The following is a 14,101-nucleotide window of genomic DNA, read 5'->3' on the forward strand; positions in this document are numbered from 1 at the left end:
GTTTTTGCTTTGACCCGAAACCAGCCTTTACCACGCCGACTGGCCGCTCGATATCCTTTGGGCCCCGCGATCTTGATGTCCTTTCGTCAGACCGGCAGCCCGAGCTGCTTTCGCAGGCTTTTGTCGAATGCGGACGCGGGGACGAAACGGCGCAGGAAACTGACCTGGCGCGCCATTTTTCCCGCCGCGTAGCGTTTCTTCGGAGTGGGATCGATCGCAGCGGCCAAAACGGTCTGGGCTACCACTTCGGGCGCATCGCCTTTTTCCATCGCTTTCCGCACGGCTACAGTCATGCCAGCGCGGGCGGAATCATAAATATCAAGCAACTGATCGGGGGCGGCGAGATTGTCCTCGAATGACGTGCGGGTATAGGCGGGCTCCACCAACGACACGCGAATACCGAACGGGCGCAATTCGTGATCGAGCGATTCGGAATAGCCTTCAACGGCATGTTTGGTCGACGAATAAAGCGCGAAATAGGGGGCGGGGATAAACCCCTGTACCGAACTCAAATTAACGATTCTGCCCTTCCCTTGGCGTCGCATTGCCGGCAACACCGCGTTGGTCACGCGGAAAACGCCGAAGACGTTGACGTCGAACAGCGCCTGAGCCTGTGCGGTCGAGGACTCCTCCGCGCCGCCAAACAGACCCATGCCGGCATTGTTGACAAGCAGGTCGATGCGTCCGGCCTTGGCCAGAACGTCATCGACCATTTTCGCAACGGACGCGTCGTCGGTCACGTCGCAGGTCAGCATGGTAACGCCGTCGGATTGTTTGGAGGCCGTGCGACGGCTGGTTCCGAATACGCGATAGCCCGCGTTCCGTAGGGTGTTGGCGGTTGCGCGCCCGATGCCGGAGGATGCCCCTGTGACGAGGGCGACGCCAGGATTGGTCTTGTTCATGGAAATCATTTCCTTCATTGCGTTGGATCGGAGTTGGAGAAGCATGAAAGGTCGGAGCAAAGGGCGTCAGTCATGACTGCCTCTGGCGCTCGCGTCAGGCCACCGGGTGGTTCCAGCGCCTGAACAAGGCGCTGGCATTCACGCCGCCAAAGCCGAATCCATTGGAGATTGCGTACTCCATCTCCACTGGCCGCGGCTCGTTTGCGACGAAGTCGATTCCGTCGCCGGCCGGATCGGCCGCGCCCAGATTGAGGGTCGGCGGGGCGACCTGATCCCTGAGCGCCCGGATCGCGAAGATGGCACCAAGCCCGCCAGCCGCGCCCAGCAGGTGTCCGGTCGCCGATTTCGTTGCGCTGACAGCTATCGCGTAATCGCGCCCGAACACGCTCTTGATTGCCTCGATCTCGCCCAGGTCGCCTACTGGCGTGGAGGTCGCATGCGCATTGAGATGACGAACCTCGCGCGGCGAAATCCCTGCTTGCGCAATTGCGATCTCCATGGCTCGGCGCGCACCGTCGCCGTCCTCAGGACCAGAAGTGACGTGGTGAGCATCCGCGGTCGTCCCGTAGCCGACGAACTCGGCGAGCGGTTTTGCGCCCCGCGCCAGCGCATGCCTCAATTCCTCGATGACCAGCATGCCGGCTCCTTCGCCCATGACGAAGCCGTCGCGCGACTTGTCGAACGGTCGGGAGGCCTCATCAGGACGGTGATTGAAGGAGGTCGAAAGAGAGCGTGCCGCGGCAAACCCACCGAGGCTGACGATATTCATGCATGCTTCCGTCCCGCCGCATACGGCAATATCGGCTTCATTGGCGCGAATAAGACGAGCCGCATCTCCTATCGCCTGGATGCCGGCCGCGCACGCCGTCACCGGCGCGCCGAGTGGGCCTTTGAAGCCATGGCGGATCGAGATGTGGCCTGCAGCAAGATTCACCAGGAAGGACGGCACCGTAAAGGGCGACAGGCGGCGGACGCCACGCAGGTCGACGGTGCGCACCGCCTCGGTGATGGCGGGAAATCCGCCGATCCCTGAAGCGATGATTGTGGCCGTGCGCAGGCGGTCCGTTTCCGAGCCCGGCTTCCATTTTGCCTGCACAAGCGCCTCTTCCGCCGCCGCCAGCGCAAAGAGAATGAACCGATCTACCTTGCGCTGATCCTTGGGCGGCAGGACGGCATCGGGATCGAAACCAGCTTCCGGATCTTCTTCTATGGAGGGCACCACCCCGCCGACCTTCGCGGGCAGGTCGCCCACCATATCGTCCGGAAGCCTCCGGATGCCCGAGCGGCCGGCCAGGAGACGCGACCAGGACGCTTCAACATCCGCAGCAAGGGGCGTGACCGCCCCCATGCCTGTAACCACAATCCGTCGCATCTATTCTCCTATCACTTGGGTGCGCCGACAGCGCTGTCCACGCCGTTCAAGCGGTGACTGCTTCGCGAACCTGGTCGGTCGCCGCATCCAGAAAAGCCTGCGCGAGGCCCGGGTCGTTGACGACCCGCGAGAGCAGCACCGCGCCGACCATTGTCGAGAGAATGGCCATGGCCTTGCTGCCGGCCTCGTCGCCGTCGGCCTCGCCAACCCAACTGCCGAGCATCTCAAGGTAGTTCTTGATCCCGGCTTCGAATGACGCCTTCACGTCGGCACTCTGTCTGGCAGCATCCGAGCCGAGTGCAACGACCGGGCAGCCGTCCATCTTTTCTTCGCGATGATCCATGCTGAGATAGAACGAGATCACTGCGTCGAGCGGATTCTCGGGGTTTGCTGCTGTTGCGGCCGACCACCGGTGGGTGGCGCTCTCCATCGCCCGCCTGGATGCCTGCGCAGCCAAGTCATCCTTTGACGCGAATTGCTTGTAAAAGGCGCCTTGGGTCAGTCCGGCACCCTTCATCAGATCCTTGAGGCCGATGCCGTCAAAGCCTCGCTCCCGAAAAAGACGGCTTGCCACATTGATCACGGCTTGGCGGTTTTCCGCAGCTTGGGTCCGACTCACGCGCATCGTCATCTCCGGTTTTTAGATTACGTTCATAATCTATATCTCATATAGAGTGTGAACGCAATCTATTGCGGCTCGAGCGATTAAGCCGACTGCAGATGAGATCTATGAGGTTTCGACGGAGGAACTGGAACGACGACCAGTTTAGGCTGCCCAACACGCCTGCATTCCGCCCTCTCCCGCGCAAGCCTGCCACAAGCTTGTTGCGGCATGGTCCTTCCAGGAAACCCGGCAAAGAGGCGGACTTTCTTGGCGATTTCTCCACCCAGTGACATCGTTCTCGATGTTGCCCGAGCCGTCGACCCGACGGACATCGAGGCTGCCCGTGCCGCGCTCACCAAGCGGGCCAACGGCGTTAGCGGCGCCTTCTCTGTTGACATGGCGGCTTCCGTCGACGCCGGCTCGATCCTGTCGCGCGCCACGGCCGGCAAGGCCGCTGCAGGCGCCGATCCCGCCAACAAGTTCAAGAAGTTCGAGGCGATGGTCCTGCAGACCTTCATCCAGAACATGCTGCCCAAGGACACCGAGGGCGTTTACGGCAAGGGGCTGGCCGGCGACATGTGGAAATCGCAGCTGGCCGAGCGCGTCGCCGACGTCATGGCCGAGCGCGGCGGCATCGGCATCGCCAAATCGCTGCTGGCCGACCACTACAAGGACGGCAAGCGCACCGTGCCTATAGGGCCGGTGTCAACCGGGCCGCACAAGACCGAGATCGACCAGCAGACCCGGCTCTCCACCTCGCTGGTCGAGGAATTGCAACGCAAGGCCGCACGGTCGATGACCGGCGACGAGACGACCATCAAAACCGACATCAGGATCTAGACCAGGATTTTCAATGGCCGATTTTTCAAAATTCTCTGCCAACCTGCCGGCACGTACTTCCGAGGCGCCGATCCCCTTTGCACGGCCGGGCAACCTTGCCGCCATCATCGGCCGCATCGAGGAGGCGGTCGAGGAAGAGACGGCGGGTCTGAAGAACGACACGAGCTATGACCTCAAGGCCTCGAACGCCCGCAAGAGCCGCTACCTCTACGAGCTGACCCGCGCCATGAAGGGCGCCAACGAGCTCGAGTTCCTGGAAGAGCACCGCGACAGCCTGGCGCGGCTGCGCCAGAAGCTGGCGAAGAACGAGGCCGCGATCCTCGCCCACCTCAACGCGGTCAACGAGGTCGCGACGCTCCTGAAGAACGCCATCCAGCGCGCAGAAGCCGACGGCACCTACTCGGCCGGCGAATTCGGATGGGCGAGCTGATGATCTCGGCAACAGGCGGGAACAGCCGGTGATCAAATTCATCGCCGCCGCGATCTGGATTTGCGCCGCCACGCTGGGCGCCGTGTTCTATTCGTTCCAGGCGGCCGGCGAGCGCGGCGTCGGCGAAACGCCGAAGCCGATGCTGGGCGGTCTCGACTACGTCAAGACCGACATCATCTCGGTGCCGCTGATCCGCAATTCCAAGATCGACGGCTATTTCCTCACCAAGCTCGTCTACACGGTCGAGCCGGCGGAGATAAAGAAGATGTCGATCCCGGCCGAAGCGCTGATGACCGATCAGGTCTATTCCTATCTCTATTCCAATCCGCAGATCGACTTCACCAAGAAGGAAACCATCGATCTCGACGCCTTCCGCAAGGCCATACGCGACACCGTCAATGCCCGCGTCGGCGCCGACCTAGTGCACGAAGTGCTGATCGACCAGGTCAACTTCCTGACCAAGGACGAGATCCGCGACAACGCCATGCGCCGCCGCAAGGACCCGGCCACGCCGACCGAACCGGCCGCGGCGGAATCGGCCCAGGGCGAGCCGGCCAAACCGGTCGCGGAGCACTGACCCCGCCGCAGGAGGGATGTTCCCTTCGCCTTTGTCCCTTCCGACTGAAACGAGATGACGCACCGCGTTGACGTTTACGTCAACTCGAAGCTATATGCGCCAAGCGACCAGGATCGCGGCACGCGCGAGACAGCGACTTCGGAAGAGGCCGGCACTGACGCGTGGCAAAACGCAACGAGACGAGGAGAACAGCATGGGCGTTCAGGAGATTGCCGAGAAGATCAAGTCGCGCGTGGCGAGCGCCGGTTTTGAACACTCGGTGAAGTTCGATACCGGCAGCGACGGCGTCATCGTCATCGACGGCGCAACCATTTCGACCACCGACGCACCGACCGACTGCACCGTCAAGCTGTCGCTCGACGATCTGGATTCGCTGATCGCCGGCGACCTCAACCCGACCATGGCGTTCATGTCCGGCAAGATAAAGGTCGAAGGCGACATGACAGTCGCCATGGCGCTCAGCCAGTTGCTTGGCTAATCCCGTCGCAAAAGCAAAACGCCGCCCATCAGGCGGCGTTTTGCTTTTGTCGACCCAGGCTTTTGCGCCCTAGAAAGCCGAAGGCTTTACGCCGCGAAGGTCAGCGGCAGCGCCTTCAGCTTGCGCCCGGCCGCCTTCACCGTGCCATGCGCGCCGTCGAGCGCGCCCTCGACCAGTTCCAGTGCCAGCAGGCGGTGCCGCTCGTACGGGCCGGGCATCGCCAGCGCGCCCGTCTTGTCAGCTGAGAAGCCGAAGCGACCATAGTAAGGCGCATCGCCGACCAGCAGAATCGCAGCATGGCCGAGACGCGCGGCCTCGGCCAGCGCATGGCGCATCAGCGCCGAGCCAATGCCGGCGTTCTTCAGCGCCGGGTCGACAGCGAGCGGGCCGAGCAGCAGCGCTGCCGGACCGCCCTCTCCCACCCTCACATCCCACAGCCGCACGGTGCCGACAACCGCGCCCGCCGCATCGCGCACGACAAAGGCGAGGCCTTCGGAAGGCCGGCGGCCGCGCCGCAGCTTCTCCGACGATTTCTTGCGCCGCATCGGGCCCATGGCATCGTCAAGCAGTGCTTCGCGCGATGCAATGTCGGCCGCAGTTTCAGCGACGATGACAATGGCGCGGACACTCTCCCCCCTCGAGGGGGAGATGTCGCCGAAGGCGACAGAGGGGGTCGCCGCGCGTGAAGCGCCAACGCCCCTTATCGCAAAAGAAGTCGAGGCAGCCGAGGCGACCCCCTCTGGCCTGCCGGCCATCTCCCCCTCAAGGGGGGAGATCCCCACGGCACCGTCAATGTAATTTGCAACGTCCATTTCCGCGATCCTTCACGAGCGGAGCTTGTTCCACAGGCGAACCCAAGTGGGCGGTAAACGCCCACTTGGGATGATCTGATCGGTCCTTTCGAACCGTCAGATCACGTAGGATCGGAGAGGCTCGAAGCCGTTGAAGGCGACCGCCGAGTAGGTGGTCGTGTAGGCGCCGGTGCCTTCGATCAGCACCTCGTCGCCGATGGTCAGCGACAAGGGCAGCGGATACGGCGTCTTCTCGTACATCACGTCGGCCGAATCGCAGGTCGGGCCGGCGAGCACGCAAGGCGCCGTCTCCGAACCGTCATGGCGGGTGACGAGCGGGTAGCGGATCGCCTCGTCCATCGTCTCGGCCAGACCGCCGAACTTGCCGATGTCGAGGAACACCCAGCGCACATTGTCGTTGTCGGCCTTCTTGGAGATCAGCACGACTTCCGACTTGATGACGCCGGCATTGCCGACCATGCCGCGGCCCGGCTCGATGATGGTCTCCGGGATGGCGTTGCCGAAATGCTTGCGCAGGGCCGAGAAGATCGCCTGGCCATAGGCCTGGGCGGCCGGCACGTCACGCAGATAGCGCGTCGGGAAACCGCCGCCCATATTGACCATCTTCAACACGATGCCTTCATCGGCAAGCGTGGCGAACACCTTCTTGGCGTCGGCCAGCGCACGGTCCCAGGCCGTCAGGTCGGTCTGCTGCGAGCCGACATGGAACGACACGCCATATGCGTCGAGGCCGAGCGCCTTGGCGTGGCGCAGCACGTCGACGGCCATCGCCGGCACGCAGCCGAACTTGCGCGACAGCGGCCATTCGGCGCCTTCGCCATCGGTCAGGACGCGGCAGAACACGCGCGCGCCGGGAGCGACGCGAGCGATCTTGTCGACCTCCTCGACGCAATCGACCGCGAACAGCCGGATGCCGAGCTGGTAGGCGCGTGCAATGTCACGCTCCTTCTTGATGGTGTTGCCGAAGGAGATGCGGTCCGCCGGCGCACCGGCGTCCATCGCCATCTCGACTTCGGCAACGGAAGCGGTGTCGAAGGACGAGCCCATCGCAGCAAGGAGGCGCAGGATTTCCGGCGACGGGTTTGCTTTCACCGCATAGTAGATCCTGGAATCGGGCAGCGCCTTCTCGAAGGCGCGGAAATTGTCGCGCACGACATCGAGGTCGACGACGAGGCAGGGGCCGGACGGACGTCGGGTGGCGAGGAAGTCAAGGATGCGCTGGGTGGCCATCGGGGTCTCTCCATCGCGCCTTTCGGCGCGCACAAGGGTGCGGACGCGGGCTGTCGGCCTCGCGAACACGCGGTCAAACAAAGGCGGGACGTCGAATTCATGGAACCAGCCGGTGGAGACCCCGGAACCATGAAACGCCGTCTCGCGGCGATGAACCTTGGCCTTGCCCGGCCTCGGTTCGCTTTGTCTGCCTTGGCTTGGATGGGAGACCCGTCCGCACTGCCGGCAATGAAGGTGTGCCTCTTTAGTAACCCCGGTCTTTGGACAACCGGAAGAGAACCAGAAAGGCCCGCACCGTCGTTGCTTCAAGGTGTCCTCGGGCTGGCGGTTGGCCGCTAGACCGACTGGAGGGGTTGGCTCCAGTTACCTTACCGATTTCCCTCACCATTCGAGGATCGGCGGACACCCACAGGCACGTGCGACTTTGGGCAAGCGCGATATAAGATCGAAAGATTTCACAATCAATAAAAATCGTATCCCAGGTTGTAAAATTTCTGGCATCGAACAATGCTGCGCCAACCGTATCCGGATATCGAACGATGACAGGCACGCACGGCCCGCTCAACGCTTTCCTCAATCTGCGTCGAATGCCGGTCGCCAATGCGGAACAGGGGCCGCTGGCCGGGCTCAGGCTGGCCGTGAAGGACATTTACGACGTCGCCGGCTACCGTACCGGTTGCGGCAATCTGGCGAAGTTCGACGAGGCGCACGCAGCCTCCAGCACCGCACCGGCCGTGCAGATGATTCTCGATGCCGGCGCGCGCTTCATCGGCAAGACGCAGACCGACGAACTCGCATTCTCGCTGATGGGCCAGAACGCGCATTTTCCGTTCCCGGTGAACCCGGCAGCACCCGATCGCGTCACCGGCGGATCATCGTCTGGCTCGGCGGCGGCAGTGGCGGGCAAGCTTGCCGACATCGCCACCGGCTCCGACACCGGCGGCTCGATCCGCGCGCCGGCGAGCTTTTGCGGGCTGATCGGGCTGCGCACCACGCATGGCCGCATTTCGCTCGAAGGCACGATGAAGCTGGCGCCGAGCTTCGACACGTTCGGCTGGTTCGCCGACGACATCGAAACCTATGAGACGATCGGCAAATTGCTGCTCGGCCGCGACCCGCACCAGCACCCGCTCAACCGGCCGCTTTCGATCCGCTGGCTGGACACCTTCGTGGCAGGCCCGGCCGAGGCAGCCGAGTATGCCAGGATGAGAGCGCTGGCGGCCACTGTGGTCGGCGAACCAAAGCCGGTGGAATACGTCTTCGCTTCCTTCCCCGACGAGCTCTACTGGTGCTTTCGCCGGCTGCAGGCCGCCGAAGCCTGGCAGCAGCACGGCGCCTGGATCGTGTCGGGCGAGCGCCATCTCGGGCCGGGCGTCGAGGAACGCTTTGGCTTTGGCCGGACGATCGACGCCAAGACGGCGCAGGCCGAAGCGGTGCGCCGCCTGACCTTCAGCTCCGAGCTTGCCGCCCTGCTCGGCCAGGACGGATTTCTGGTCCTGCCGACGGTTCCAGGCCCCGCGCCTCTGGTCAAAAGCGAGCCGCAGCAGCTTCAGGCCTACCGCGAAAGGGCCTTGCATCTTTTGTGTCTTTCGGGTCTTTCAGGCTTTCCGCAAATCACCCTGCCGCTGGGCTCGGTCGACGGCGCCCCTTTCGGCCTCTCGCTTCTCGGCCCTCCCGGCAGCGACATTGCCCTGATACGGCTCGGCCGGCGGCTTCTCGATACGGCACGAAAGGCCTGATCCATGGACACACTGACCCGCATGCGCGCCTTCATCGACGTCGTCGAGGCCGAAGGTTTTTCCGCCGCTGCGCGCAAGATCGGCCGCTCCAAGGCGCTGCTGTCGAAATATGTGCGCGAACTCGAGGACGAACTCGGCGCGCTGCTGCTCAACCGCACCACGCGGCAGTTCTCGATGACCGAGGCCGGCCATACCTACTACAGCCGCGCTTCGGAAATCGTGCGCGAGGTCGATAGCCTAGCCGACGCGGTGCGCGAATCCTCCGGCGATGTGCGCGGCAGGATCAAGCTATCGGCGGCGCGCACCTTTGCCGATGCGCCGATCGGCCAGTCGCTGATCGATTTCGCCAAGCAGCATCCCGACATCGTGCTCGACATCCATCTCGACGACCGTTTTGTCGATCTGGTCGAAGAAGGTTTCGACCTTGCGGTGCGCATCTCGCGGCTCGAAAACTCCTCGCTGATCGCCCGGCGCCTCGGGCCATTCTCCGTCAGGCTGTGCGCATCGCCGGAGCTGATCGCCAAGCACGGCAAGCCGACGCGCCCGCAGGATCTTGCCAACATGCCCTGCATCGTCGACACCAATGGCCGTTCGCTCGCCAACTGGCGCTTCAAGGGCGAGGGCGAAGAGTCCGTCAGCGTCAATGTGTCGGGGCCGATCGAGGTCAACAGTCCGATGGCCGCACGTGCTGCCGCCGTGTCAGGCCTGGGCTTCACCATCCTGCCCGATTTCATCGCCGCCCCTGACCTCGCGTCCGGCCGGCTGGTTTCTTTGCTCGACGACCGCATCCAGTCGGGCAGCGGCATTTTTGCTGTCTACCCCCACCGCCGCTATCTGCCGGCCAAGGTCCGCGTTTTTGTCGATTTTCTGGTGCAGTGGTTCAAGAACCGCGAAGGCGCCTGACCTGCCTTAGCTGTGTCGCGGTCCCAATTTCGCCCGCTTTCTGGTAACCTCTCGAAATCTCTCCGAGGCCGATGGAACAGCGACCGAGAATGCACTGGAAATGCCACGCAATCATGCTGGCTTCGGCCTTGGCGGCGCCTTTTGCCGCCGTTGGAACGGCTGGCGCGCATCCTCACGTCTTCGCCGAGGCCCGCCTCGACGTGATCCTGTCGCCGGATCACCAAAGTGTGAAAGCGCTGCGCCATCTCTGGCGCTTCGACGATCTGTTTTCGAGTACGGTGATGATGGAGTTCGACAAGAACTCCGACCTGAAGCTTGACGACAAGGAGCTGAAGGATGTCGCCGACACCGTTCATGCCTCGCTGGCCGAGTTCAACTATTTCCAGCTCGTCACCGTCGACGGCAAGGACGTGCCGATGACGCCGCCGCCGCATCTGATGGCCAATTTCGACAATGACCAGCTGATCATCCTGTTCGAATCCGAACCGAAAGAGCCGATCAAGCTCGCCGGCAAGATCGATTTCGGTGTCTACGATCCGACCTTCTACACGGCCATCGATTTCACCGAGGATTCCAACATCACCGTCGAAGGCCTGCCCTCGAACTGCACCAGCAAGGTCATCCGGCCCGATCCGGACGAGGCTATCAAGGAAAACCAGAAGACCCTGACGGAAGCTTTCTTCAACGACCCGACAGGCACCGACATGAGCAAGATCTTCGCCACCAAGCTCGAACTGAACTGCCCGCCAGAAGGATAGATCCGGTGATGAAACCGTCCCTGCGTTTGGCGTTCGGCCTCGTGGCCGCTGCCCTGGTGATGACGCACTTTCTCGGGCAGGCCCACGCCCAGAGTTCGCTCGGCATCGGCGTCAATGACGGCATGGCGCCGACCACCGGCCCGTTCGCCCACATCCTGATGTGGATCAATCTGCGCCAGCAGGAATTTTATCGTGCGCTGGCCACGGCGATGAAAGCGATGCGCGAGGACGGCAGCAAGATGTGGCTGCTGATCGGCCTGTCCTTCGCCTACGGCATTTTCCACGCCGCCGGCCCCGGCCACGGCAAGGCGGTGATCTCGTCCTACATGGTCGCCAATGAAGTGGCGCTCAGGCGCGGCATCCTGTTGTCCTTCGTCTCGGCGCTGCTGCAAGGCCTGACCGCGGTGGTGGTGATGCTGCTTGCCTATTTCGTCCTGCGCGGCACCACCATTTCGATGACCGACGCGGCCTGGTTCATGGAGATCATGAGCTATGTCTTCGTCACCCTGTTCGGCGCCTGGCTGCTGTGGCGCAAGCTCGGCCCAACGGTCCTGCGCTGGTTCGGCAAGGCGCCCGCCTACAGCCTGTCGGCCGCCCATGCCGGTCATTCCCATGGCGGCCATGCCGGCCATTCTCACGCCGGTCACTCGCATGCGCCTCCCAGCCATACGGCGCATGCGCATTCGCATGCCCTGCATGTGCATGAGGACCATGACCACGACCATCATGATCACGCTGCGCACGATCACGCCACACACGATCATTCCCATCACGACCACGCCCATCATGATCACGCGGCGGGCGAGGTCTGCAACACGTGTGGCCATTCGCATGCGCCCGATCCGGCGCTGCTGTCTGGCGACCGCTTCGACTGGCGCACCGCCTGGTCGGCGGTGGCCGCCGTCGGCATCCGCCCCTGCTCCGGCGCGCTGATTGTGCTCAGCTTCGCTTTGCTCAACGGCCTGTGGCTCGGCGGCCTGCTGTCGGTGCTGGCAATGTCGCTCGGCACCGCCATCACCGTCTCGGCGCTGGCGACGATCGCGGTGACCGCCAAGAACTGGGCGGTCTATTTCGCCGGCGACGGCCGCATGGGTAATCGCATTCACACGTTCGTCGAGATCGGCGGCGCCGCCTTCGTCTTCCTGTTCGGATTGCTACTCTTGTCGGCGAGCCTGAGCGGCAGCGTCTGATGCCTGCGGGTCAGCCCTGACGCGCTATCTTGCTACCCAGCTCATCCTCGATATGCGCTTGGATGATTTCATCAAAGCTCTTTTCAGCGCTGAAGCCGAGGTCTCTTGCGCGCCGCGCCTCGAAGCGCGTCGGCCAGCCCTTGACGATCGCCCAGATCGTTTCGTCCGGCTCCTCACGGATCAGCTTCACTACCTCCGCTCCCGCGATGCGCTCCAGCGCCTCGATCTGCTCGCCGACGGTGACGGCAACGCCGGGCATGGTCAGATTGCGGCGCGGCCCGACAGCGGCCCCGTCAATCCCCGCCGCATGGATCAGGAAGCCGACCGCCGAGCGCGGGCTGGCATGGGTGTGGAGCACCGAACGCGGCACCGGCAGGATCGCCTCCTGGCCGCTGAGCGGCTCGCGGATGATGCCGGAGAAGAAGCCCGAAGCCGCCTTGTTCGGCTTGCCGGGTCGCACGCAGATGGTCGGCAGCCGGATGCCGATGCCGTCGAAGAAGCCGCGCCTGGAATAGTCGGCCAGCAGCGCCTCGCTCATCTGCTTCTGGGTGCCATAGGAGGTCAGCGGCGTCGGGTGGAAGTCATCCGGGATGACATCCGGGAACGGCGCGCCGAACACCGCGATCGACGAGGTGAAGACGAGGCGCGGCGCAAAGCCTGCCAGCCGCACGGCGTCGAACAGCGCCCTGGTGCCATCGAGGTTGACGCGGTAGCCGAGATCGAAATTGGCTTCCGCCTCGCCCGACACGATGCCGGCGAGATGGAAGATCACGTCGGGGCGTGAAGCGCCAAGGCTCACGGCGGCACCGGCGTCGGCAAGGTCGCCGGTATGCGTGGCGATGCTCACACCCTCCATCGCCGGCGCCTGCGGCGGCACGATGTCGTGCAGGTCGAGCGCCGTGATCTTGCGGCCGTTGAGCGTGCCGTCCTTGGCCAGCCGGGCGATGAGTTTGCGGCCGACCATGCCGGCCGCGCCAGTAATCAGGATGCGCATTTGTAAACGCCTCTTATTTGCCCTTGTTCTGGCTGCGGCTGCGCAGCCAGAACACCAGAAAGAATGCCAGCACGAAGCCGATGCCGACGATGCCGGCAAGAACGGTCGAGACATTGCCGAGCGCCAGCATCACCGTCGGCAGGTAGAACGCCGCGATGCCGAACAGCAGCATGATCCAGGCTGCGGCAATCAGCGCGTTTCTGTTGTCGCGATCCATCATGCCGTCCCGCCGTCGCGGGAACTCGTCAACTGGGATGCCAATGCCATGAAAATTCCCTGTCAGTGGTAATGGCCGTGATGCGGCCGCGCACCATGGTCGTGGTCATGATCGTGGTCGTGTTCGTCATGGCTGTCGGCGCATTGGCCGAATTCCGACTCGACGGTGGCGTGGCTGATGCCGTGCTCGGCGGCGAGCCGCTTCTTGATGGCGCTGACCGCCTGATGCGCATCGACGCCATCGTTGAGGCAGGCATGCAACGTCGCCATGTTGCTGGAGCCGTCGAGCGACCAGACATGCATATGATGCACTTCGCGCACGCCCTTGACGGTGCCGGCGATGTCCTTGGCAATGAGGTCGCGGTCGAGGCTCGCCGGCACGCCCTCGAGCAGGACGTGGGCGGCTTCACGCATCAGCGACCAGGCGGTGGACAGGATCAGCACCGAGACCAGCACCGACAGGATCGGATCGATCGGCGTCCAGCCGGTCGTCAGGATGACCAGCGCCGCCACGATCGCCGCCGCCGAGCCGAGCAGGTCGCCCAGCACGTGCAGGATGGCGCCGCGCATGTTGAGGCTGTCGCGGTCGCCGCCATGCAGCACGAAGAACGAAGCGATGTTGACCAGAAGTCCGGCGATCGCCACCACCAGCATCGGCCCGCCCAGCACCGGCGCTGGCGTCATCAGGCGGCCCCAGGCCTCGTAGACGATCCACAGCGCGATGGCGAAGATGGCGATGCCGTTGGTGTAGGCGACCAGCGTCTTGACCCGGCCGAAGCCGTAGGTGAGGCGCACCGTCGCCGGCCGTCCACCAAGGTGGAAGGCATACCAGGCAAGGCCGAGCGCGATCGAATCGGCAAGCATGTGGCCGGCGTCGGCCAGCAGCGCCAGCGATCCGGTCAAAAGGCCGCCCAGCACTTCGGCAACCATGAAGCCGGCGGTCAGGCAGGCTGCGATCAGCACGCGCTTCTTGTCGGTCGAGCCATGTAGGTGACCGGCGCCGTGGCTGTGGCCAGCGTGCGAACCGTGATCATGGCTGTGCGCCATCGCCTAAAC

16 protein-coding genes are annotated in these 14,101 nt (G+C 63.8%); 8 read left to right on the forward strand and 8 right to left on the reverse strand.

Translation table 11 applies throughout. From position 1 onward, the window contains the following. Window positions 1-86: 86 nt before the first annotated feature. From ACYHH6_RS31195 to ACYHH6_RS31205, 3 genes are all read right to left on the reverse strand, one after another. A complete protein-coding gene (locus ACYHH6_RS31195) occupies window positions 87-902 on the reverse strand; it encodes an oxidoreductase (RefSeq protein ID WP_352586300.1) in 816 nt (271 codons plus the stop codon). Window positions 903-996: 94 nt separating this feature from the next. Beyond that, a complete protein-coding gene (gene fabF, locus ACYHH6_RS31200; RefSeq protein WP_352586299.1) occupies window positions 997-2,274 on the reverse strand; it encodes a beta-ketoacyl-ACP synthase II in 1,278 nt (425 codons plus the stop codon). 46 nt (window positions 2,275-2,320) lie between these two features. Beyond that, window positions 2,321-2,899: a TetR/AcrR family transcriptional regulator gene (locus ACYHH6_RS31205; protein ID WP_352586405.1), complete on the reverse strand. Its 579-nt coding sequence runs from the start codon at window positions 2,897-2,899 to the stop codon at window positions 2,321-2,323. A 246-nt stretch (window positions 2,900-3,145) separates the two neighbouring features. Between ACYHH6_RS31205 and ACYHH6_RS31210 the strand changes: the two genes are divergently transcribed. The 4 genes from ACYHH6_RS31210 (at window position 3,146) to ACYHH6_RS31225 (ending at window position 5,203) form a co-directional block, all read left to right on the forward strand. After that, a complete protein-coding gene (locus ACYHH6_RS31210; RefSeq protein WP_352586298.1) occupies window positions 3,146-3,718 on the forward strand; it encodes a rod-binding protein in 573 nt (190 codons plus the stop codon). A gap of 13 nt (window positions 3,719-3,731) precedes the next feature. Continuing rightward, entirely contained in the window at window positions 3,732-4,148 is a 417-nt protein-coding gene (locus ACYHH6_RS31215) for a hypothetical protein (protein ID WP_352586297.1), read from the forward strand. Between the two features lie 28 nt (window positions 4,149-4,176). Further along, window positions 4,177-4,725: a hypothetical protein gene (locus ACYHH6_RS31220; protein WP_352586296.1), complete on the forward strand. Its 549-nt coding sequence runs from the start codon at window positions 4,177-4,179 to the stop codon at window positions 4,723-4,725. A 193-nt stretch (window positions 4,726-4,918) separates the two neighbouring features. Next, entirely contained in the window at window positions 4,919-5,203 is a 285-nt protein-coding gene (locus ACYHH6_RS31225) for an SCP2 sterol-binding domain-containing protein (protein WP_192254487.1), read from the forward strand. An 86-nt stretch (window positions 5,204-5,289) separates the two neighbouring features. Here the strand turns inward: ACYHH6_RS31225 and ACYHH6_RS31230 are convergent, their stop codons facing one another. Both ACYHH6_RS31230 and odc2 read right to left on the reverse strand, forming a co-directional pair. After that, window positions 5,290-5,853 (reverse strand): GNAT family N-acetyltransferase, encoded by a 564-nt coding sequence (locus ACYHH6_RS31230; RefSeq protein WP_352586404.1) that lies wholly within the window; start codon window positions 5,851-5,853, stop codon window positions 5,290-5,292. A 258-nt stretch (window positions 5,854-6,111) separates the two neighbouring features. Next, window positions 6,112-7,245: an ornithine/lysine decarboxylase gene (gene odc2, locus ACYHH6_RS31235; protein ID WP_352586294.1), complete on the reverse strand. Its 1,134-nt coding sequence runs from the start codon at window positions 7,243-7,245 to the stop codon at window positions 6,112-6,114. A 539-nt stretch (window positions 7,246-7,784) separates the two neighbouring features. On the opposite strand from odc2, the gene ACYHH6_RS31240 reads away from it, so the two are divergent. The 4 genes from ACYHH6_RS31240 to ACYHH6_RS31255 all read left to right on the forward strand — a co-directional run bounded on the left by ACYHH6_RS31240 (window position 7,785) and on the right by ACYHH6_RS31255 (window position 11,835). After that, window positions 7,785-8,984: an amidase gene (locus ACYHH6_RS31240; RefSeq protein WP_352586293.1), complete on the forward strand. Its 1,200-nt coding sequence runs from the start codon at window positions 7,785-7,787 to the stop codon at window positions 8,982-8,984. Between the two features lie 3 nt (window positions 8,985-8,987). Beyond that, window positions 8,988-9,887: a LysR family transcriptional regulator gene (locus ACYHH6_RS31245; protein ID WP_112559302.1), complete on the forward strand. Its 900-nt coding sequence runs from the start codon at window positions 8,988-8,990 to the stop codon at window positions 9,885-9,887. A gap of 89 nt (window positions 9,888-9,976) precedes the next feature. After that, window positions 9,977-10,645: a DUF1007 family protein gene (locus tag ACYHH6_RS31250; RefSeq protein ID WP_352586292.1), complete on the forward strand. Its 669-nt coding sequence runs from the start codon at window positions 9,977-9,979 to the stop codon at window positions 10,643-10,645. Between the two features lie 8 nt (window positions 10,646-10,653). After that, on the forward strand, window positions 10,654-11,835 hold the full coding sequence (locus ACYHH6_RS31255) for a nickel/cobalt transporter (RefSeq protein ID WP_435053319.1): 1,182 nt from the start codon (window positions 10,654-10,656) through the stop codon (window positions 11,833-11,835). A 10-nt stretch (window positions 11,836-11,845) separates the two neighbouring features. Here the strand turns inward: ACYHH6_RS31255 and denD are convergent, their stop codons facing one another. The 3 genes from denD to ACYHH6_RS31270 are packed head-to-tail and all read right to left on the reverse strand — an operon-like array spanning window position 11,846 to window position 14,092. After that, window positions 11,846-12,829 (reverse strand): D-erythronate dehydrogenase, encoded by a 984-nt coding sequence (gene denD, locus ACYHH6_RS31260; RefSeq protein ID WP_352586291.1) that lies wholly within the window; start codon window positions 12,827-12,829, stop codon window positions 11,846-11,848. Window positions 12,830-12,842: 13 nt separating this feature from the next. Beyond that, window positions 12,843-13,049 (reverse strand): hypothetical protein, encoded by a 207-nt coding sequence (locus ACYHH6_RS31265; protein WP_352586290.1) that lies wholly within the window; start codon window positions 13,047-13,049, stop codon window positions 12,843-12,845. Window positions 13,050-13,108: 59 nt separating this feature from the next. After that, complete coding sequence (locus ACYHH6_RS31270) at window positions 13,109-14,092, reverse strand: cation diffusion facilitator family transporter (protein ID WP_352586289.1); 984 nt, start codon at window positions 14,090-14,092, stop codon at window positions 13,109-13,111. Window positions 14,093-14,101 lie beyond the last annotated feature (9 nt).

The organism is Mesorhizobium sp. P171375, assembly GCF_057786075.1.

Coding starts and splice junctions, on each gene's coding strand:
- fabF (WP_352586299.1), bottom strand. CDS start 2,274: ATGCGACGGATTGTGGTTACAGGCATGGGGGCGGTCACGCCCCTTGCT.
- ACYHH6_RS31195 (WP_352586300.1), bottom strand. CDS start 902: ATGAACAAGACCAATCCTGGCGTCGCCCTCGTCACAGGGGCATCCTCC.
- ACYHH6_RS31270 (WP_352586289.1), bottom strand. CDS start 14,092: ATGGCGCACAGCCATGATCACGGTTCGCACGCTGGCCACAGCCACGGC.
- ACYHH6_RS31245 (WP_112559302.1), top strand. CDS start 8,988: ATGGACACACTGACCCGCATGCGCGCCTTCATCGACGTCGTCGAGGCC.
- ACYHH6_RS31265 (WP_352586290.1), bottom strand. CDS start 13,049: ATGATGGATCGCGACAACAGAAACGCGCTGATTGCCGCAGCCTGGATC.
- ACYHH6_RS31255 (WP_435053319.1), top strand. CDS start 10,654: ATGAAACCGTCCCTGCGTTTGGCGTTCGGCCTCGTGGCCGCTGCCCTG.
- odc2 (WP_352586294.1), bottom strand. CDS start 7,245: ATGGCCACCCAGCGCATCCTTGACTTCCTCGCCACCCGACGTCCGTCC.
- ACYHH6_RS31225 (WP_192254487.1), top strand. CDS start 4,919: ATGGGCGTTCAGGAGATTGCCGAGAAGATCAAGTCGCGCGTGGCGAGC.
- ACYHH6_RS31215 (WP_352586297.1), top strand. CDS start 3,732: ATGGCCGATTTTTCAAAATTCTCTGCCAACCTGCCGGCACGTACTTCC.
- ACYHH6_RS31205 (WP_352586405.1), bottom strand. CDS start 2,899: ATGCGCGTGAGTCGGACCCAAGCTGCGGAAAACCGCCAAGCCGTGATC.
- ACYHH6_RS31240 (WP_352586293.1), top strand. CDS start 7,785: ATGACAGGCACGCACGGCCCGCTCAACGCTTTCCTCAATCTGCGTCGA.
- ACYHH6_RS31250 (WP_352586292.1), top strand. CDS start 9,977: ATGCACTGGAAATGCCACGCAATCATGCTGGCTTCGGCCTTGGCGGCG.
- denD (WP_352586291.1), bottom strand. CDS start 12,829: ATGCGCATCCTGATTACTGGCGCGGCCGGCATGGTCGGCCGCAAACTC.